The sequence below is a fragment of the Streptomyces roseochromogenus subsp. oscitans DS 12.976 genome, assembly GCF_000497445.1.
Classification (GTDB): Bacteria; Actinomycetota; Actinomycetes; order Streptomycetales; family Streptomycetaceae; genus Streptomyces; species Streptomyces oscitans.
This window is the reverse complement of sequence record NZ_CM002285.1, coordinates 1,970,206-1,988,427: the sequence shown is the minus strand read 5'-3', so window position 1 is coordinate 1,988,427 and position 18,222 is coordinate 1,970,206. Positions and strand designations below refer to the sequence as shown.

The 18,222-nt window shown below is 71.8% G+C and carries 13 protein-coding genes and 1 pseudogene; 9 read left to right on the top strand and 5 right to left on the bottom strand.

Annotated features, from left to right (window positions below):
- Positions 1 to 134: pseudogene (locus M878_RS000000101790) on the bottom strand (helix-turn-helix transcriptional regulator); the annotation flags it as partial.
- Positions 135 to 1,639: 1,505 nt separating this feature from the next.
- Here M878_RS000000101790 and M878_RS58625 point away from each other — a divergent pair.
- The 3 genes from M878_RS58625 (at position 1,640) to M878_RS58615 (ending at position 5,180) form a co-directional block, all read left to right on the top strand.
- Entirely contained in the window at positions 1,640 to 2,530 is an 891-nt protein-coding gene (locus M878_RS58625) for a protein phosphatase 2C domain-containing protein (RefSeq protein WP_023545824.1), read from the top strand.
- A 98-nt stretch (positions 2,531 to 2,628) separates the two neighbouring features.
- A complete protein-coding gene (locus M878_RS58620; protein ID WP_023545823.1) occupies positions 2,629 to 4,371 on the top strand; it encodes a pyruvate dehydrogenase in 1,743 nt (580 codons plus the stop codon).
- Positions 4,372 to 4,694: 323 nt separating this feature from the next.
- Complete coding sequence (locus tag M878_RS58615; protein ID WP_023545822.1) at positions 4,695 to 5,180, top strand: ATP-binding protein; 486 nt, start codon at positions 4,695 to 4,697, stop codon at positions 5,178 to 5,180.
- A gap of 97 nt (positions 5,181 to 5,277) precedes the next feature.
- Here M878_RS58615 and M878_RS58610 read toward each other — a convergent pair whose 3' ends face one another.
- Positions 5,278 to 6,321 (bottom strand): DUF2637 domain-containing protein, encoded by a 1,044-nt coding sequence (locus tag M878_RS58610; RefSeq protein WP_023545821.1) that lies wholly within the window; start codon positions 6,319 to 6,321, stop codon positions 5,278 to 5,280.
- A 500-nt stretch (positions 6,322 to 6,821) separates the two neighbouring features.
- Here M878_RS58610 and M878_RS58605 point away from each other — a divergent pair, with 500 nt between their 5' ends.
- Positions 6,822 to 7,628: a GntR family transcriptional regulator gene (locus tag M878_RS58605; protein ID WP_023545820.1), complete on the top strand. Its 807-nt coding sequence runs from the start codon at positions 6,822 to 6,824 to the stop codon at positions 7,626 to 7,628.
- A gap of 374 nt (positions 7,629 to 8,002) precedes the next feature.
- Here the strand turns inward: M878_RS58605 and M878_RS58600 are convergent, their stop codons facing one another.
- Positions 8,003 to 8,770, bottom strand: a complete 768-nt coding sequence (locus M878_RS58600; protein WP_031224560.1) for a hypothetical protein — start codon at positions 8,768 to 8,770, stop codon at positions 8,003 to 8,005.
- Positions 8,771 to 8,936: 166 nt separating this feature from the next.
- Positions 8,937 to 10,610, bottom strand: coding sequence for a PucR family transcriptional regulator (locus tag M878_RS58595; protein ID WP_023545818.1), 1,674 nt, complete (start codon positions 10,608 to 10,610; stop codon positions 8,937 to 8,939).
- A 342-nt stretch (positions 10,611 to 10,952) separates the two neighbouring features.
- Between M878_RS58595 and M878_RS58590 the strand changes: the two genes are divergently transcribed.
- The 5 genes from M878_RS58590 (at position 10,953) to M878_RS58570 (ending at position 17,690) form a co-directional block, all read left to right on the top strand.
- Positions 10,953 to 11,846, top strand: a complete 894-nt coding sequence (locus M878_RS58590) for an FAD binding domain-containing protein (RefSeq protein WP_023545817.1) — start codon at positions 10,953 to 10,955, stop codon at positions 11,844 to 11,846.
- Positions 11,846 to 12,427 carry a (2Fe-2S)-binding protein gene (locus M878_RS58585; protein WP_023545816.1) on the top strand — a complete coding sequence of 194 codons (582 nt, stop codon included), beginning with the start codon at positions 11,846 to 11,848 and terminating at the stop codon, positions 12,425 to 12,427. Before M878_RS58590 ends, M878_RS58585 begins: the two co-directional genes overlap by 1 nt.
- 1 nt (position 12,428) lies before the next feature.
- On the top strand, positions 12,429 to 14,813 hold the full coding sequence (gene pucD / locus M878_RS58580; RefSeq protein WP_023545815.1) for a xanthine dehydrogenase subunit D: 2,385 nt from the start codon (positions 12,429 to 12,431) through the stop codon (positions 14,811 to 14,813).
- 211 nt (positions 14,814 to 15,024) lie between these two features.
- Positions 15,025 to 16,491 carry an NCS2 family permease gene (locus M878_RS58575; RefSeq protein ID WP_031224559.1) on the top strand — a complete coding sequence of 489 codons (1,467 nt, stop codon included), beginning with the start codon at positions 15,025 to 15,027 and terminating at the stop codon, positions 16,489 to 16,491.
- Between the two features lie 47 nt (positions 16,492 to 16,538).
- The gene (locus M878_RS58570; protein WP_023545813.1) at positions 16,539 to 17,690 is read left to right on the top strand and encodes an XdhC family protein; all 1,152 of its coding nucleotides are present in this window, start codon (positions 16,539 to 16,541) and stop codon (positions 17,688 to 17,690) included.
- A gap of 64 nt (positions 17,691 to 17,754) precedes the next feature.
- On the opposite strand, the gene M878_RS58565 is transcribed toward M878_RS58570, so the two are convergent.
- Entirely contained in the window at positions 17,755 to 18,195 is a 441-nt protein-coding gene (locus tag M878_RS58565) for an SRPBCC family protein (protein WP_031224558.1), read from the bottom strand.
- Positions 18,196 to 18,222: the final 27 nt, after the last annotated feature.

Sequence of the window (18,222 nt, the reverse complement as noted above, 5' to 3'; positions counted from 1 at the left end):
CGCAGCGCCCGCTCGGCGTCCGGCTCGGCCAGCGCCAGGCGCCGCGCCAGATCGGACACATCGGCCGCGCCCACGGACACCAGCGCCCGGTACGCCGCCTCGTGCGTCTCGTCCAGCCCTATCGCTGCCAGCATCGGCCTACGTCCCTCCCCTGCGGCGAGCCCGAGAGCAGGCCCGAGAACACACATCGACAAGCCCCCGAGACGGGCACGGCCTGGCGGAAACCAGCCACGGCGCAAACCCGCCGCGGAACATCATCGCCGTACCGGAGGGGAGTCTGCCAAGGTGGCAGCACGCCGGGGCGCGTGAGTTGTTCTCGATTCACAGCTGCGTCCCAGGAAACCAAGCCACAATCCGGCCATCCGACCGGCGCCCTGTCGCGGCCCGGTCGCCCGGTCCGTGGCCCGGGCCCGGACGTGTGCGAACCACGCGAAGGGGATCCGGGGCCGGGTCACTTCGGACGTCGCCGGGCGGTCCTCCCGTGGGGGGTGGGGCCGTCCGGCGACCATCTGCCGCCCCTCGCACGGCAGTTCACTCCGTCGCCCGGGGCGCCGTTCGAAGGGGCCGGAGACGCCGGATTTTCCCGATGCCCCGTTTTCCAGCGGCCCGTGCGGTGGACAATTAGGGGCATGAGCCAGCAGGGGGGAAGGCCCGCCCGTCCCGAGGACGACTGGTGGGGACAGCTGTACGACGACTCCACCGAGGACACGGGACCCACTGCCGCGCCCGACACCCTGGACGACCGCTTCGCCTCCGCGAAGCACACGGTGACGGGCCGACAGACACCGGCACCCCCACGCCAGGCGGGACCGGCCGCGCGTGACGACGCCGGGCTGGGAGACGGCGACGGGGGCAGCGTCGCCGGCGTGGGCCCGGGCGCTGGCGCGGCGGGAGGCGTTGGCGAGGGCAGTGGCGCTGGTGTGGGCGGAGGCGCTGGCGTGGGCACAGGCGTCGGCGAGGCCAGTGGCTCTGGTGTGGGCGGAGGCCTCGGTGTGGGCACGGGCGTTGGTGTGGCGGGAGGCGTCGGTGAGGGCAGTGGCGCTGATGTGGGCGGAGGCGTCGGCGTGGACAGGGGCTCCGGCGTGGGCCGAGACGCCGGCACGGTGGGGCACGGGGACGGCGACCCGCGCACAGCGCTGTCCAGCCGCCCGGCAGTCCCCTCCCAGCGCGCCCCCGAGCCCCCGCCCCTCCCTCCGCTTCCCGCCCCCACCACGCCGACCGACGCCCCGCCCCTGCCGGCACACCCCATGGGACCGGCCGCCGACACCTCCCGAGCCGCCCCAGCCGACCGAGCAGCAACCACCCCCACCGACACCGCCCGCCGAACGCCCGGCGTGCAAGCTGCCGACGCCCACCGCGCCCGCCGACGGATCCGCGCTGGAGCCACCCGCATCGCCCTGGCCGCCTCAGCCACAGGATCTGACCGCGCCCGCCTCACCCCCCGAGCCACCAGACCCACCGGCACCCGTCCCCCTCCGCAACCGCCCCCGACCGTCACCACACCCCACCCGCCCCACCCGCCCGAGCCCACCGCAGAAGACCCCGTGCCCCCCTCCGCCCTCGTACCCCCACCTCCACCCCCACCGCCATCGACTACGTCGGTTCCGGGCCGCCCACCTACGACCCGGAGCCCACCGCGTTGCCCGGTGCCGATCCGGAGGGGCTGGGGGAACTGGTCGCGGACACTGTGCTGGACGGCGCCCGCTATGGGGCCTGCACCTTGCGGGCCGTGTCGCTGCGCGGGGACTCGGCGCGGTACCGGGGTGAACCGCGCCGGGACTCGCTGCTCACCGCCCGGTTCGGGGCGGGCGAGCAGGCGCTGGTGCTCGTCGCGATGGCGACCGGCGTGCGCGGCATGCCGGACGCGCATCTCGCGGCGGCCGAGGCGTGCCGGTGGATCGGGCGGACCGTGGGCCGCAGCCATCAGCGGCTCGTGGAGGACATCCGGGCGGCCCGGCGCGGCGAGCTGAAGTCGGGTCTGCAGCGGCTGACCGACCGCAGCCTCGGCAGACTCCGCGCGAGCGCCGCCGAACAGGGCGCCGACCCGGAGGCGTACACGGCGAGCCTGCGCTGTCTGCTGCTGCCTGCCGACCCCGACTGCCGTACGCGCGTGTTCTTCGGGGTCGGCGACGGCGGCCTGTTCCGGCTGCGGGACGGCGCGTGGCAGGACATCGAACCGCACGTCACGCCCGACGACCCCGGCAGTACGTTCGCCGAGACCCCCGAGGGCGACCGGTTCACCATGGACCTCGGCATCCCGACCCCGCCGAGCCCGTACGAGCCGGCGCCCGAGCCGCCTCGCGAGCCGTTCCGGTTCCGTGCCTCGCTGGCCCGCCCGGGGGATGCGCTGGTCATGTGCAGCGCCGGTCTGGCCGAGCCGCTGCGTGGCGAGGCCGCCCTCTGCGCCTACCTGGCCCGCCGCTGGTCCGGCCGTACCCCGCCCGGCCTCGCCGCGTTCCTCGCCGACGCCCAGGTACGGGTGAAGGGCTACGCCGACGACCGTACGGCGGCGGCCGTGTGGGAGGCGTGACGGGTGCCCCCGCGACGCCGTGACCCCTGCCCCGGTGAATGGATGGAACCGAGGACCACGGAGGTAAGCGGAGCCACCGGAGGGGCAGACGAGACAACATGGCCAAACAGAATGTAGCGGAGCAGTTCGTCGACATCCTCGTCCGCGCCGGCGTACGCCGGCTCTACGGCGTGGTCGGTGACAGCCTCAACCCGGTGGTGGACGCCGTCCGCCGCAACTCCGCCATCGACTGGATCCACGTACGCCACGAGGAGACCGCCGCCTTCGCGGCCGGAGCCGAGGCTCAGATCACCGGGAAGCTGGCCGCGTGCGCCGGGTCCTGCGGCCCGGGCAATCTGCACCTGATCAACGGCCTGTACGACGCGCACCGCTCGATGGCCCCGGTGCTCGCGCTCGCCTCGCACATCCCGTCCAGCGAGATCGGCCTCGGCTACTTCCAGGAGACCCATCCCGACCGGCTCTTCCAGGAGTGCAGCCACTACAGCGAACTGATCTCGCACCGGAAGCAGATGCCCCGGCTGCTGCAGAGCGCCATCCAGCACGCGGTCGGGCAGAGCGGCGTCAGCGTGGTCTCGCTGCCCGGTGACATCGCCGCCGAACCGGCCCCGGAGAAGGCCGCGCAGAGCGCCCTCGTCACCTCCCGGCCCACCGTCCGGCCGGGCGACGCCGAGATCGACAAGCTCGTGGAGATGATCGACGAGGCCGGGAAGGTGACCCTCTTCTGCGGCAGCGGCACGGCGGGCGGGCACGCGGAGGTCATGGAGTTCGCCGGGCGGATCAAGTCCCCGGTGGGGCACGCCCTGCGCGGCAAGGAGTGGATCCAGTACGACAACCCGTACGACGTCGGAATGAGCGGACTGCTGGGCTACGGCGCCGCCTACGAGGCCACCCACGAGTGCGACCTGCTGATCCTGCTCGGCACCGACTTCCCGTACAACGCCTTCCTGCCCGACGACGTGAAGATCGCCCAGATCGATGTGCGGCCCGAGGTGCTCGGCCGGCGCTCACGGCTCGACCTCGCCGTGTGGGGCGATGTGCGCGAGACGCTGCGCTGTCTGATCCCGCGCGTGAAGGAGAAGACCGACCGGCGTTTCCTCGACAAGATGCTGAAGAAACACGCCGACGCCCTGGAGGGCGTGGTCAAGGCCTATACCCGCAAGGTCGACAAGCACGTCCCCATCCACCCCGAGTACGTGGCCGCCGTCCTCGACGAAGTCGCCGACGACGACGCCGTGTTCACCGTCGACACCGGCATGTGCAATGTGTGGGCGGCGCGCTACATCTCGCCCAACGGCCGTCGCAGGATCATCGGTTCGTTCTCGCACGGCTCGATGGCGAACGCGCTGCCGATGGCGATCGGCGCCCAGTTCACCGACCGGCGCCGCCAGGTGGTGTCCATGTCGGGCGACGGCGGCTTCTCCATGCTGATGGGCGACTTCCTGACGCTCGTGCAGTACGACCTCCCCGTCAAGGTCGTCCTGTTCGACAACTCTTCCCTCGGCATGGTCGAGTTGGAGATGCTGGTCGCCGGACTGCCCTCGTACGGCACCACCAACGTGAACCCCGACTTCGCCGCCGTCGCCCGCGCCTGCGGCGCCCACGGGGTGCGGGTGGAGAAGCCCAGGCAACTCGCCGGAGCGCTCAAGGACGCCTTCAAGCACAAGGGCCCGGCGCTGGTGGACATCGTCACCGACCCCAACGCACTGTCCATCCCGCCGAAGATCAGCGCCGAGATGGTCACCGGATTCGCCCTGTCCGCCTCGAAGATCGTGCTCGACGGCGGCGTCGGCCGCATGCTCCAAATGGCCCGCTCCAACCTCCGCAATGTGCCACGGCCCTAGCGCCATTCCCGCGGGCGACCGCGTACTCGCCCGTAAGGGAATTGATTTCGGCCACTTTCACGGCGCGTGACGGTGTGCCGACGGCCGGTGCCGGGCGCATCTGCCTTGCCGTTGCGGGGCGTCCGTGGCGCCCAGCGCCCTGCGGGGGGCCGGTGATCCCGGCGCGGCCCGGCTCGGCGGGCGGCCCGGACGCCGTACGGCCGTGGCCGAACCGCCGGCCATCGGGCATGCGTGATGACTGCCTGTGTGCGGGCTGGGCAAGCATCCCCCGTGAACGTGTTCGACCAGGAGGGGCAGGGTCCAGCGGCGTGCGGGCGGGGGTCATGAAGAGTCAGGCACGAGGGGGCGGTCCCGCGGTCGTCGGGGGCTCCTCGGCGACGACGGGGGAGACGGCGGGGGACGAGGCCGGCACCATCACGGGACACGCGCACCGGCTCCGGCGCAGACTGGGGCGGGCGGATCTCCGGGCGGTGCCCGAGGCCCGCCGGGAGTTGCGCGAACTGCTGCGGCACTGGGGCAAACCCGGCCGCTCGGAGATCGCCGAACTGCTCACCAGCGAACTGGTCACCAACGCGCTCGTCCACACCGACGACGACGCGGTCCTCACGGCAGTCGTGGAGCCGGGCGGACTGCGCGTGGAGGTACGGGACTTCGTGGCCCGCAGACCGGAGCTGAGAGGCCCGGACACGGACGACGACACCCATGGCCGGGGCATGGTGCTGGTGCAGTCCCTCGCGGACGCCTGGGGCGTACGACCGCACGGGGTGGGCAAGTCGGTGTGGTTCGAACTGGGCGCCGAGGCGGCGTGACGGTACGAGTGACAGACGACGGGCCGGGGGCGCGACCCGTGTGGTCACGCCCCCGGCCCGTCTGTGTGATGGTCTGAGCCCCGGTCCCGGACAGGCCCTAGCCGAACTGCTGCTCCAGGTCCTTCAGCTTGCGCTCCAGGGAGTCCAGGCGCGGCAGGGCCATCGTGTCGTCCTCCGCGGTGAGGTCGACCGTCATGTGCTCAGCGGACGCGCTGCGGACCGGCTGCAGGGAGGGACGGGCGCGTACGGGCAACTGTTCCGCGGTGGATATGGCAGGCTCCGCGGTCACCTCGGCGGGGCCCCGCTCCACCGCCTGTACCTCGACCTGCCGGCCTGTGCGCCCCACGAAGCCGCGGTGGCCCCGGCTGATCGCCTTCAGCTGGGCCCGCTCCAGGCGGTGCTGCTCGCGCCGGCGCTGGCGGGTCTCCTCCTTGCTCCGCTTGTCCTCGCGGACCTCCTCGACCGCCTCGTCCAGGCTGCGCACACCCTCCAGCAGCATCAGGGACCAGGCCTTGTAGGTCTCGCGAGGGGCCCGCAGCCAGCGCACGATCCGGATCTGCGGCAGCGGACGCGGCACCAGGCCCTGCTCGCGCAGCGCGGCCCGGCGGGTCTGCTTCAGCGCCCGGTCGAACAGGACGGCCGCGGACAGTGACATACCGGAGAAGAACTGCGGGGCGCCCGCGTGGCCGGCTCCCCGGGGCGCGTGCACCCAGTTGAACCAGGCCGCCGCCGCCGCGAACAGCCACACGAGGATCCGGGAGCCGAGCGCCGCGTCACCGTGGCTGGCCTCGCGCACCGCGAGGACGGAGCAGAACATCGCCGCGCCGTCCAGGCCGAACGGCACCAGGTACTGCCAGCCGTCCGTCAGCCCCAGGTTCTGTTCGCCGAAGCCGACGAGGCCGTGGAAGGACAGGGCGGCGGCGACCGCCGCACAGCAGAACAGGAGCACGTAGGAGGCCGTGCCGTAGATGGCCTCCTTGCGTCTGCGGCGCTCCTCGCTGCGCTCCCAGGAGTCGTCCGCGCTCGCGTTCTCCCCGGAGGAGCGCTTGCCGCGCGCGAGCACCGCCACCGCCGCCAGCATGCCCAGGAGCAGTACGGCGCCCGGAAGCAGCCAGTTCAGCGATATGTCGGTCAGTCTCATCAGGGGTCCCTTGCATTGGGATAGGGCGTAACGCCCGCCATAGTGGCCCACTCCCGACGGCCCTCAGGGGGTTTCGGGGCAAGAGGCCGCCAACAAAGTGCAAGAGGATGCCCAGGGCGGCGTTCTGCTCGAACTGCCGCTTGAGGGGCGGGAGTTGAGTTCGAATAAGACTACCCGTACGGATGGTTCCGGGGAAACTTCCTGAGGCGGGTGAGGAAGGTGTGAAGCATCTACGTACGATGATCTTAGTGGACCCCGGCCCGTGCTCCAGCCCTGTGGGGACACTCAAGTCGCCGCGTTCGCCGGGGGTTTGGCGGCCGGACCCGGCTGGACCCGGCCGGATCGCCCGATCCTTGAACGCAGGCCGAATATATAGGTAAGCCTAACCTTACTCACTCTCGGTGAATTTGAACTACTGGCTCGGGCGCCTAAGGTGCTTGACGGACAAGTGACAACTCGCCGTTAATGACCCAAGTGCCGACAAGCCGCCAGGAGGACCCGTGAAGCAGAGCGTGCAGGGCTCCGCCGAGGCGGGGACACCCGAGCGCCGTACGACCGGCGGTTCCCGGGTGCCCGCGCAGGCGCGCAGGGCGGACACCCTCGACGGCTGCCGCGAGCGGGACGACACCGCGGTGCCGGCCGCGCGGGGCGAGCACACGCACAGTGAGCGGCCGATTCCCGGGCCGCGGCCGGCGGTGCGGCGCTCCTCGGTGCGCGGGCAGATCCTGGACGCACTGCGGACGGCGCTGGTCACCGGGGAGCTGCAGCCGGGCGAGGTCTACTCGGGGCCGGTGCTCGGCGAGCGGTTCGGTGTCTCGGCGACGCCCGTGCGGGAGGCCATGCAGCAGCTCGCCCTGGAGGGCGCGGTCGAGGTCGTGCCCAACCGGGGCTTCCGGGTGGTCGAGCGGGGGGCGCGGGAGCTGGCCGAGCTGGCGGAGGTGCGCGCGCTCATCGAGGTGCCGGTGATGCTGCGGCTCGCCCGGACGGTGCCGGGGGAGCGGTGGGCCGAGCTGCGTCCGCTGGCGCAGGAGACGGTGCGGGCGGCGGCCGACGGCTGTCCGGCGACGTACGCGGAGTCCGACCGCGCCTTCCATGGCGCCCTGCTCGCCCTGTCGGGCAACGAGCAGCTGGTCGGTGTGGCCGCCGACCTCCACCGACGGTCCCAGTGGCCCCCGGTCCGGCGCCTCCGTGCCTACCTGGTCGCGGACGCGGAGGAACACATCGCCCTCCTGGACGCGCTGATCGCCGGGGACGTGGATGTGGTGCGGGGGCTGGTGACGGAGCACTTCGCCGGCGCGGCGAGCTGAGCAGACCGGGTCGGCGCCGTTGGGGTTCGGGTCATCTCCCGGGTGTGGGCCCGTCGTGTTCGCTCGCGTTCACGCGGCCCCGCGCCGCTTCGGGTCACTCCGGCCGTAGCTCGCCCGGGGGTGCGGGGCTGCGCGAAAACTCCCACCGGTCTGCGCTCGGCTATGAACCGGCACTCGCCCGCCCCTGGGCCGTAGCCACCTCGGGTGTCGGCGGAGACAGCTGTCGTGCGGTGTAGGTCCGTCGTGGTCGCTCGCGTTCACGCGGCCTCGCGCCCCTTCGGGTCACTCCGGCCATAGCTCGCCCAGGGGTACGGGGAACTGCGCGAAAACCCCCACCGGCCCGCACTCGGCCCTGAACCGGCACCCACCCGCCCCTAGGCCGTAGCCACCCCGGGTGCCGGTGGGGACAGCTGGCGGGACAGCCACGTCGGAACACCCCCGAGCAGTCGGAACAAGCGGCGGGCCTCCTCCCTCAGCCGCGAAGCCTCCGGCTCGGATTCCGCGTCGGCCAGGGAGGCCAGCGCGGGCGCCGTACCGACCAGGTAGCCCAGCTCCTCCCGGATGCGCAGGGATTCGGCGAAGCCATGCCGCGCCTCCGTCAACTCGCCGTCCCGCAGGGCGAGTCCGGCGAGGTGACGCCAGGTGAAGGACAGCAGCAGCGGGTCGGTATGCGCCGTGGCTCCCGCGTGAGCCCGGCGGAAAGCCGCCCGCGCCGCCTGCGGAGAGCGGGTCAGGTTCTCGGCGATCAGACCCCGGCGGAAGTCCAGCAGGGCCCGGCCCGGCGCCCCCGGAGGGATCAGCGCCGCCGCCCGGCCGAGTGCGGCCCGCGCCTCGTCCGCCCGGTCCCGCACCCCGTGCAGCGTTGCCGTGTAGGCGAGTTGACCCCGCTCGCACGCGGCAGCGCCCCGCTCCTCGTCGCCGTGCGCGAGCGCCTCCGCCGTCCGCAGGGCGTCCTCCGCGTCCTCCCAGCCCCGCTCGGTGTACAGACACCGTTCGACCAGCAACGCGGCCCGCTGCAGGGCCGTGGCGGGGGCGTCGGGCGGCAGCAGGGCCGCCGCGTCCGCCCAGCAGGCCCGCGAGCGCAGCCGCCATACCGCGGTCTGGAGCGGATCGTCACCTGGGGTCGTTCCGTTACCAGACATGGCGGTATGCGCCACGTTGCCCTCCCCGAGCACGCCATCGAGCTGTTGAGTGGTGGCGGCATTCCAGCACCATTCGCGGGGCCGGGCCAAGAGGGTGGGTGAAAGATTTCACAAAGTCGTGGGGCGCGGGCGTGACCGGGTTCGGCCCCGCACGCCCCCGGTGACCTCAGCTCATGCGCAGCGCGAGGAAGAAGTCCAGCTTGTCCTCCAGGCGGGAGAGGTCCCGTCCCGTCAACTGCTCGATCCGGCCCACCCGGTAGCGCAGCGTGTTGACGTGCAGGTGGAGCCGGGTGGCGCAGCGGGTCCAGGAGCCGTCGCAGTCCAGGAACGCCTCCAGGGTCGGGATCAGCTCGGCCCGGTGCCGGCGGTCGTAGTCCGTCAGGGGGTCCAGCAGGCGTGCGGTGAAGGCGCGGCGGACGTCGTCGGGCACGAAGGGCAGCAGCAGGACGTGCGACGCCAGCTCCTGGTGGCCCGCCGCGCAGACCCGGCCCGGGCGGGCGGCCGCCACCCGGCGGGCGTGCCGGGCCTCCTCCAGGGCCCCGCGCAGGCCCTCCGCCGAGTGCACGGCGGCGCTGACGCCGAGAGTGAGCCGTCCGTCGTCGTTCAGGCCCGCCGACAGCGACTGCCGCACCGACTGCAGCAGAGATTCGGCCAGTAGCCCCGTCTCCGAGCCGTCGTGCTCGGAGGAGACCGCCGGCAGCGGCACCAGGGCGATCGCCTCGTCACCGGTGTGCGCGACGGCGATCCGGTCGGACGGCTCCGGGCCGGTCGCCAGCGGGTCGACCAGCACTTCCTCCAGGAGCGACTGGGCGACCGGGCCGCCCTCGACCTCGCTGTCCTCCCAGTCCACCCGGGCCACCACGACCTGCCAGTGCGGAGCCGCGCCGAGCCCGGGCAGCAGCACCGGGGCGGCCACCCTGAGCCGGGCCGCGATCTCGGCCGGCGCGGCACCTGTCTGGACCAGCTCCAGCACCTCCTGGGCGAGCCGGCGGCGCACCGTGCGCGCCGCGTCCCGGCGGTCCCGCTCGACCGAGATCAGCTGGGTGACGCCCTGCAGCAGGTCGAGGCGCTCCTCGGGCCAGTCGCCGGCGTCCGCCTCGACGGCCAGCAGCCAGTCCGACAGCACCGTCTCGCGTACATCGCGTGCGCCCTGCGGGGAGCGGCCGGAGGAGCGGATCGGGAACAGCGAGTACGTCGTACCGGCCATCAGGACCCGGTGCGGGCCGCGCCGGCCGGTGCGGGTGGCCGCCAGGTGCTCGGCGGCGAGCTTCGCGCAGGCCTCCGGGGGCAGCTCGGGGCCCGTGACCTTGGAGCCGGCGATCAGCCGGCCGGTGGGCGAGAGCACCCAGGCGCGCAGGTCCAGGTCGGTGCCGAGCAGGTCCAGGACCACGTCCGGGCCGCCGCCCGCCGGGCCCGAGGTCATCATCCGCCGGTGCCGGTCCACGACGGCCGCCAGGTCGCCGGCGCGCTCGCTGGAGACCTGCCGTACGACATGCTCGGTGATCGTCGCGAACGCCACCGACTCGTGCACCGCGAACAGCGGCAGCCGGTGCCGGGCGCAGGCGAGCACCAGGTCGTCCGGCACATCGCCCAGCTCCGCCTCACCGGCGGCGAGCGCCGCCACCCCGGCCTGCACCAGGATCCGGACGAACGACTCGGAATCATCGGCGTCCCGGCGCCAGGCCAGGCCGGTCAGCACCAGCTCGCCCCCGGAGAGGTAGCGGCTCGGGTCGCGCAGGTCGGTCGTCATGACCCCGCGCACCGACCGGTCCAGCTCCTCCTCACCGCCGAGCAGCCGCAGGCCCAGCGCATCGGTGTCCAGAAGTGCGCGCAGCCGCATCTTGTCGCCGCCGTTCTTTGTCTCGAAACCTACGATGGATCATGGAGGGTGACGGGAGAGGGCCCGGCACAGGGCCGCACAGGGCGTTCTCCGGGGTCTCCGCGCTGTTTCCTGCGTTTCCCCAGGAAAAAGGAGAGGTTACCGATGACCTCCGTTCATACGAATCTACAAGATGCCCGCCGTGGCCAGCCAACTCCTTCATGGTTTCGGTGACTGACCACCCAGGAGCAGTGGGCGGTGTACTGAGTCCACTCCGCGTTAACAGGACATGAACGAGCCGGGCCCGCCGCACACGGATTGGCTCAATCTGTACGACCCACGAGACGAAGAAGAGAGCCGGTCATGGACTTCCTTCGCCCCGCCAGCTGGGAGGAGGCGCTCGCCGCGAAGGCCGAGCACCCCACCGCTGTGCCGATTGCGGGTGGCACCGATGTGATGGTCGAGATCAACTTCGACCACCGCCGGCCCGAGTACCTGCTCGACCTCAACCGCATCGGCGACCTCTACGAGTGGGAGGTCGGCGAGGAGAGCGTTCGGCTGGGTGCTTCCGTCCCGTACACCAGGATCATGGAGAATCTCCGTGCCGAGCTGCCGGGCCTCGCGCTCGCCTCGCACACGGTCGCCTCCCCGCAGATCCGCAATCGCGGCGGCGTCGGCGGCAACCTCGGCACGGCCTCGCCCGCCGGTGACGCCCACCCCGCCCTCCTCGCCGCCGGCGCCGAGGTCGAGGTGGAGTCCGCGGCCCGCGGCACCCGGCTGATCCCGATCGACGAGTTCTACACCGGCGTCAAGCGCAACGCGCTCCAGCCGGACGAGCTGATCCGCGCCGTCCACATCAAGAAGGCGGACGGACCGCAGCAGTACTCGAAGGTCGGCACCCGCAACGCCATGGTCATCGCCGTGTGCGCCTTCGGCCTCGCCCTGCACCCCGAGACCCGCACCGTCCGGACCGGCATCGGCTCCGCCGCCCCGACCCCGGTGCGCGCCAAGGCCGCCGAGGAGTTCCTGAACGCGGCGCTCGACGAGGGCGGCTTCTGGGACAACGGCAAGATCATCACCCCGTCGGTCGCCAAGCAGTTCGCGGACCTGTGCTCCGCCTCCTGCAACCCGATCGACGACGTCCGGGGCACCGCGAGCTACCGCCGCCACGCGGTCGGCGTGATGGCCCGCCGGACGCTCACCTGGACCTGGGAGTCGTACCGCGGCACCCGCCGCACCATCGAGGGAGCTGCGTAATGCGCGTCAACTTCACCGTCAACGGACGCCCGCAGGAGGCCGACGACGTCTGGGAGGGCGAGTCCCTGCTGTACGTCCTGCGCGAGCGCCTCGGCCTGCCCGGTTCGAAGAACGCCTGTGAGCAGGGCGAGTGCGGCTCCTGCACCGTCCGTCTGGACGGGGTTCCGGTGTGTTCCTGCCTGGTCGCGGCCGGCCAGGTCGAGGGCCGTGACGTCGTGACCGTCGAGGGCCTCGCCGACTTCGCCCAGCAGCGCGCCGAGGGCGGCTGCGCGACCGGCGCCTGCGGCACCTCGCTGCAGGACGCCCAGCAGTGGAAGGCCAAGGGCACCGACTCGCAGACCGGCGAGGGCACCGAACTCAGCCCCATCCAGCAGGCGTTCATCGACGCCGGCGCCGTCCAGTGCGGCTTCTGCACCCCGGGTCTGCTCGTCGCTTCCGACGAACTCCTGGAGCGCAACCCGAACCCGTCCGACGCGGACATCCGCGAGGCGCTGTCGGGCAACCTGTGCCGCTGCACGGGCTACGAGAAGATCATGGACGCGGTCCGCCTGGCGGCCGCCCGCCAGTCCGAGGGAGTCTGACATGCCGACCAACGGCGCTCCTACGAAGATCACGCAGGGCTCGCAGACCAAGGGCGGCATCGGCGAGTCGACGCTCCGCCCGGACGGCACCCTCAAGGTCACCGGCGAGTTCGCGTACTCGTCCGACATGTGGCACGAGGACATGCTGTGGGGCCAGATCCTGCGCTCCACCGTCGCGCACGCCGAGATCGTCTCGATCGACACCTCCGAGGCGCTCGCCATGGCGGGTGTGTACGCGGTCCTGACGTACGACGACCTGCCCACCTCGGTGAAGAACTACGGCCTGGAGATCCAGGACACCCCGGTCCTCGCGCACGGCAAGGTACGCCACCATGGCGAGCCGGTCGCGATCGTCGCCGCCGACCACCCGGAGACGGCCCGCCGCGCCGCCGCCAAGATCAAGGTCGACTACAGGGAACTGCCCGTCATCACCGACGAGGCCTCCGCGACCGCACCGGACGCGATCCTCATCCACGAGGGCCGCGACGACCACCACTCCGGGCACGTCCCGCACCCGAACATCGTGCACCGCCAGCCGATCACCCGCGGCAACGTGGAGGAAGCCCGCAAGCGGGCCGACGTGATCGTCGAGGGCGAGTACACCTTCGGCATGCAGGACCAGGCCTTCCTCGGCCCCGAGTCCGGCCTCGCCGTACCCGAGGACGACGGCGGCGTCCACCTCTACATCGCCACCCAGTGGCTCCACTCCGACCTGCGCCAGATAGCGCCCGTCCTCGGCCTGCCCGAGGACAAGGTGCGGATGACGCTGGCCGGTGTCGGCGGTGCGTTCGGCGGCCGCGAGGACCTGTCGATGCAGATCCACGCCTGCCTGCTCGCCCTCCGCACAGGAAAGCCCGTCAAAATCGTCTACAACCGGTTCGAGTCCTTCTTCGGACACGTCCACCGGCACCCGGCGAAGCTCTACTACGAGCACGGCGCCACCAAGGACGGCAAGCTCACGCACATGAAGTGCAAGATCGTCCTGGACGGCGGCGCCTACGCCTCCGCCTCCCCGGCGGTCGTCGGCAACGCCTCCTCGCTGAGCGTCGGCCCGTACGTGATCGACGACGTCGACATCGAGGCCATCGCCCTCTACACCAACAACCCGCCCTGTGGCGCCATGCGCGGCTTCGGCGCGGTCCAGGCGTGCTTCGCCTACGAGGCGCAGATGGACAAGCTGGCGAAGAAGCTGGGCATGGACCCGGTGGAGTTCCGGCAGCTCAACGCCATGGAGCAGGGGACCATCATGCCGACCGGGCAGCCGGTCGACTCCCCGGCCCCGGTCGCCGAACTGCTGCGCCGCATCAAGGCGATGCCGCTGCCGCCCGAGCGCCAGTGGGAGTCCAGCGAGGGCGCCGATGTACGGCAGCTGCCCGGCGGTCTGTCCAACACCACCCACGGCGAAGGCGTCGTACGCGGTGTCGGCTACGCGGTCGGCATCAAGAACGTCGGCTTCTCCGAGGGCTTCGACGACTACTCCACCGCCAAGGTGCGCATGGAGGTCATCAACGGAGAGCCCGTCGCCACCGTGCACACCGCGATGGCGGAGGTCGGCCAGGGCGGTGTCACCGTCCACGCGCAGATCGCCCGCACCGAACTCGGCGTCACCCAGGTCACCATCCACCCGGCCGACACCCAGGTCGGCTCGGCGGGTTCGACCTCGGCCTCCCGGCAGACGTACGTCACCGGCGGCGCCGTGAAGCACACCTGCGAACTCGTCCGCGAGAAGGTCCTGGAGATCGGCCGCCGCAAGTTCGGCAGCTACCACCCGGCCTGGGCGACCGCCGAACTCCTGCTGGAGGGCGGCAAGGTCGTCACCGACGGCGGCGAGGTCCTCGGCGACCTGGTCGACGTCCTGGAGGACGAGACCGTCGAGATCGAGGCGGAGTGGCGGCACCGGCCGACCGAGGCCTTCGACCTGGTCACCGGTCAGGGCGACGGCCATGTCCAGTACTCCTTCGCCGCGCACCGCGCGGTCGTCGAGGTCGACACCGAGCTCGGCCTGGTCAAGGTCATCGAGCTGGCCTGCGCCCAGGACGTCGGCAAGGCGCTCAACCCGCTCTCCGTCATCGGCCAGATCCAGGGCGGTACGACCCAGGGCCTGGGCGTGGCGGTGATGGAGGAGATCATCGTCGACCCGAAGACCGCCAAGGTCAGGAACCCCTCCTTCACGGACTACCTGATCCCCACGATTCTCGACACGCCGACCATCCCGGTCGACGTGCTCGAACTCGCCGACGAGCACGCCCCGTACGGGCTGCGCGGCATCGGCGAGGCCCCGACCCTGTCGTCGACTCCGGCCGTCCTCGCGGCGATCCGGAACGCGACCGGGCTGGAGCTCAACCGCACTCCGGTACGGCCCGAGCACCTCACGGGAACCGCGTAACAACCCAAAAGCTCTCCGGGCGGCGCAGGGAACGTCACACACTCCGCCGCGCCGCCCGGAGGAACCCTCTTTGAGTTCCGCACCGCTCGCGGTCCTTGAAGCACCAGGAAATTCGTTCGTCTCGGGCCGTCCCCCGGGTCGTCCATTCCCAAATCCCGTGACCGTCAGGGCGGTTGCACGGGTGCCCCTGTGAACCTTGGGAGATGGCACCATGACCCAGCAGTCAGTGGAGCCCACGAACACCGCCGAAGAAGCGGGCGCGGGTTCGCGTCCGCCGGCCGGTAGGTCGTGGCTCGACCGGTACTTCCACATTTCCGAAAGAGGATCCTCCATCGCGACCGAGGTCCGCGGTGGCATCACCACCTTCATGGCGATGGCGTACATCCTCCTGCTCAACCCGGTGATCCTCAGCGGCGCGGACAAGTCCGGCGACTCGCTGGGCCAGAAGGCCCTCATCACGGCCACCGCGCTCGGCGCGGCGGGCACCACCCTCCTCATGGGCTGGTTCGGCAAAGTGCCGCTGGCCATGGCCGCCGGACTCTCCGTCTCCGGTGTGCTGGCCGGTCTGGTCATGGGGACCAAGGACCTGACGTGGGCCCAGGGCCTGGGTATGTGCGTCGCGTACGGCGTCGTGATCATGCTGTTGGTGGTCACGGGTCTCCGCGAGATGATCATGAACGCGATCCCGCTGCCGCTCAAGCACGGCATCACGATCGGCATCGGTCTGTTCATCGCGTTCATCGGCCTGGTCAAGGCCGGGTTCGTGCACGCCGGTACGGCGACCCCGGTCACGTTGGGCAACGGGGGCGAGCTCGCCGGCTGGCCCGTCCTGCTCTTCGCCGTCACGCTGCTGCTCATCTTCGCGCTGCAGTCCCGGAACGTTCCCGGCGCCATTCTCATCGGCATCATCACCGGCACCGTTCTCGCGGTGATCGTCAACGCGGCCGGCCTCGCCGACGACAAGGGCTGGGCCAACGGCGAGGGTCCCGCGCTGCACGGCAGCGCCGTGTCGATGCCGGACTTCTCGCTCATCGGCAAGGTGTCCTTCAGCGGCCTGGGCAACGTGGGCTACATGACGGTGACCTTCATCGTCTTCACGCTCGTGCTCGCCGGCTTCTTCGACGCCATGGCCACCATCATCGGCATCGGCACCGAGGCCAACCTCGCCGACGCCCAGGGCCGGATGCCGGGCCTGTCCAAGGCGCTGTTCATCGACGGTGCCGGCGGCGCCATCGGCGGCGCCGTCGGCGGCTCCGGTCAGACCGTGTTCATCGAGTCCGCGACCGGCGTCGGCGAGGGCGCCCGTACCGGACTGGCCTCGGTCGTCACCGGTGGGTTCTTCGCCCTCTGTCTCTTCTTCACGCCGATCACGGCGATCGTGCCGCGCGAGGTGGCCTCGGCTGCCCTCGTCACCATCGGCGCGATGATGATGATGAACGCCCGTCACGTGGACTGGGGCGACCGCTCCGTCGCGATCCCGGTCTTCCTGACCGTCGTGATCATGCCGTTCACGTACTCGATCACCCCCGGTGTCGCCGCCGGTGTGATCTCCTACGTCGCCATCAAGCTCGCCCAGGGCAAGTGGCGCGAGATCGGCCCCTTCATGTGGGGTCTGACGGTCCTCTTCCTCATCTACTTCTCACTGCATCCGATCCGGGCGGCCCTGGGCGTGCACTGACGCCCGGACCCTCCACGCATCCCCTTGACCTGATCAGGAGGCCGAACATGCTGGACATCGCCGACGAGTTGAACCGGTGGGTCGAGCAGGGACGTGACTTCGCCGTCGCCACCGTGGTGGCCGTCGGCGGCAGCGCGCCCCGGCAACCGGGCGCCGCGCTCGCCGTCGACAGCGAGGGCACGGCCATCGGTTCGGTCTCCGGCGGATGCGTGGAGGGAGCCGTGTACGACCTGTGCCAACAGGCGCTCGACGACGGGGAAACCGTCCTCGAACGCTTCGGGTACAGCGACGAGGACGCCTTCGCCGTCGGCCTGACCTGTGGCGGCATCATCGACATCCTCGTCACACCGGTCCGGGCGGACGGTCCCGCCCGGCCGGTGGTCGCGGCCGCGCTGGCCGCCGCCGCCAGTGGGGAGGCGGCGGCGGTCGCGCGGATCGTGGAGGGACCGGCCCAGCTGCGGGGCCGGGCCCTCCTCGTCCGCACCGACGGTTCCTACGACGGCGGTTTCGGCGCCCATCCCGAACTGGACCGCACCGTCGCCGCCGAGGCCGGCGCCTTCCTGGACGCGGGCCGCACCGGCACCCTGGAGATCGGCGAACAGGGCTCGCGCTGCGGCGCCCCGCTCACGGTCCTGGTCGAGTCCTCCGTCCCCGCACCCCGCATGATCGTCTTCGGCGCCATCGACTTCGCCTCCGCGCTGGTCCGCGTCGGCAAGTTCCTCGGCTACCACGTCACCGTGTGCGACGCCCGCCCGGTGTTCGCCACCCGCACCCGCTTCCCCGACGCCGACGAGATCGTCGTCGAGTGGCCGCACAAGTACCTGGAACGCACCGAGGTCGACGGCCGTACCGTCCTGTGCGTCCTCACCCATGACGCCAAGTTCGACGTACCGCTGCTGAAGCTGGCCCTGCGGCTGCCGGTCGCCTACGTCGGCGCGATGGGCTCCCGCCGCACCCACTTCGACCGCAACGCGCGCCTGCGCGAGGTCGGCGTCTCCGAACTCGAACTGGCCCGTCTGCGCTCCCCGATAGGCCTCGACCTCGGCGCCCGTACGCCGGAGGAGACGGCCCTGTCCATCGGCGCGGAGATCGTCGCGGGCCGGCGCGGCGGCAGCGGCGTCGCTCTCACCGGCGCGCACACCCCGATCCACCACGACACGGCGGCGCGACCGGCCACGACGATCGGGTCGGTGGCCTGAAGCGCCGACCAGGAAAGCGGTGTGCCCGGCGGGGCGGGTCCCGCGCCTGCCGGGACGTGCGGGCTCATTCCCGCCTGAGCAGCCGGTTCGCCGCCCGGCCGAACATCACGCGTGCCGTGCGCTCCAGTACGCCGTCGAAGGCGCGGGGCAGGAAGCGCACCCGCAGTTCCTCCCGCCACACCACCCGGCTACGGCCGCCGGGCCCCGGCCGTACCTCGATCTCCGCCCAGCCGAGGACCACCTGGCCGCGCTTCTCCAGGCGGCACAGGGCGGGCTCCCCGTCGACGGGCGGGCGCCACACGGTGACCTCCATCAGGTCGTCGACGGTGAGCGGGCCGATGCCCGAACGGGCCACGAACCGCGTGCCCACCTGCGTCGGCGCGGGCGTGAGCACCTCGATCCGGGTCAGCGGAACCGCGTCGGCGTGGCGGGGCCACTCGGTGAGCCGGCGCCACGCCTCTTCGAGGGGCAGCGGGGCCGTACGGGTGAAGGAGAAGGTCGGCACGGCATGATCGTAGGCAATGCCGGCCGG

Coding starts and splice junctions, on each gene's coding strand:
- M878_RS58585 (WP_023545816.1), top strand. CDS start 11,846: ATGCGCGTCAACTTCACCGTCAACGGACGCCCGCAGGAGGCCGACGAC.
- pucD (WP_023545815.1), top strand. CDS start 12,429: ATGCCGACCAACGGCGCTCCTACGAAGATCACGCAGGGCTCGCAGACC.
- M878_RS58615 (WP_023545822.1), top strand. CDS start 4,695: ATGAAGAGTCAGGCACGAGGGGGCGGTCCCGCGGTCGTCGGGGGCTCC.
- M878_RS58570 (WP_023545813.1), top strand. CDS start 16,539: ATGCTGGACATCGCCGACGAGTTGAACCGGTGGGTCGAGCAGGGACGT.
- M878_RS58575 (WP_031224559.1), top strand. CDS start 15,025: ATGACCCAGCAGTCAGTGGAGCCCACGAACACCGCCGAAGAAGCGGGC.
- M878_RS58595 (WP_023545818.1), bottom strand. CDS start 10,610: ATGCGGCTGCGCGCACTTCTGGACACCGATGCGCTGGGCCTGCGGCTG.
- M878_RS58590 (WP_023545817.1), top strand. CDS start 10,953: ATGGACTTCCTTCGCCCCGCCAGCTGGGAGGAGGCGCTCGCCGCGAAG.
- M878_RS58600 (WP_031224560.1), bottom strand. CDS start 8,770: ATGTCTGGTAACGGAACGACCCCAGGTGACGATCCGCTCCAGACCGCG.
- M878_RS58610 (WP_023545821.1), bottom strand. CDS start 6,321: ATGAGACTGACCGACATATCGCTGAACTGGCTGCTTCCGGGCGCCGTA.
- M878_RS58620 (WP_023545823.1), top strand. CDS start 2,629: ATGGCCAAACAGAATGTAGCGGAGCAGTTCGTCGACATCCTCGTCCGC.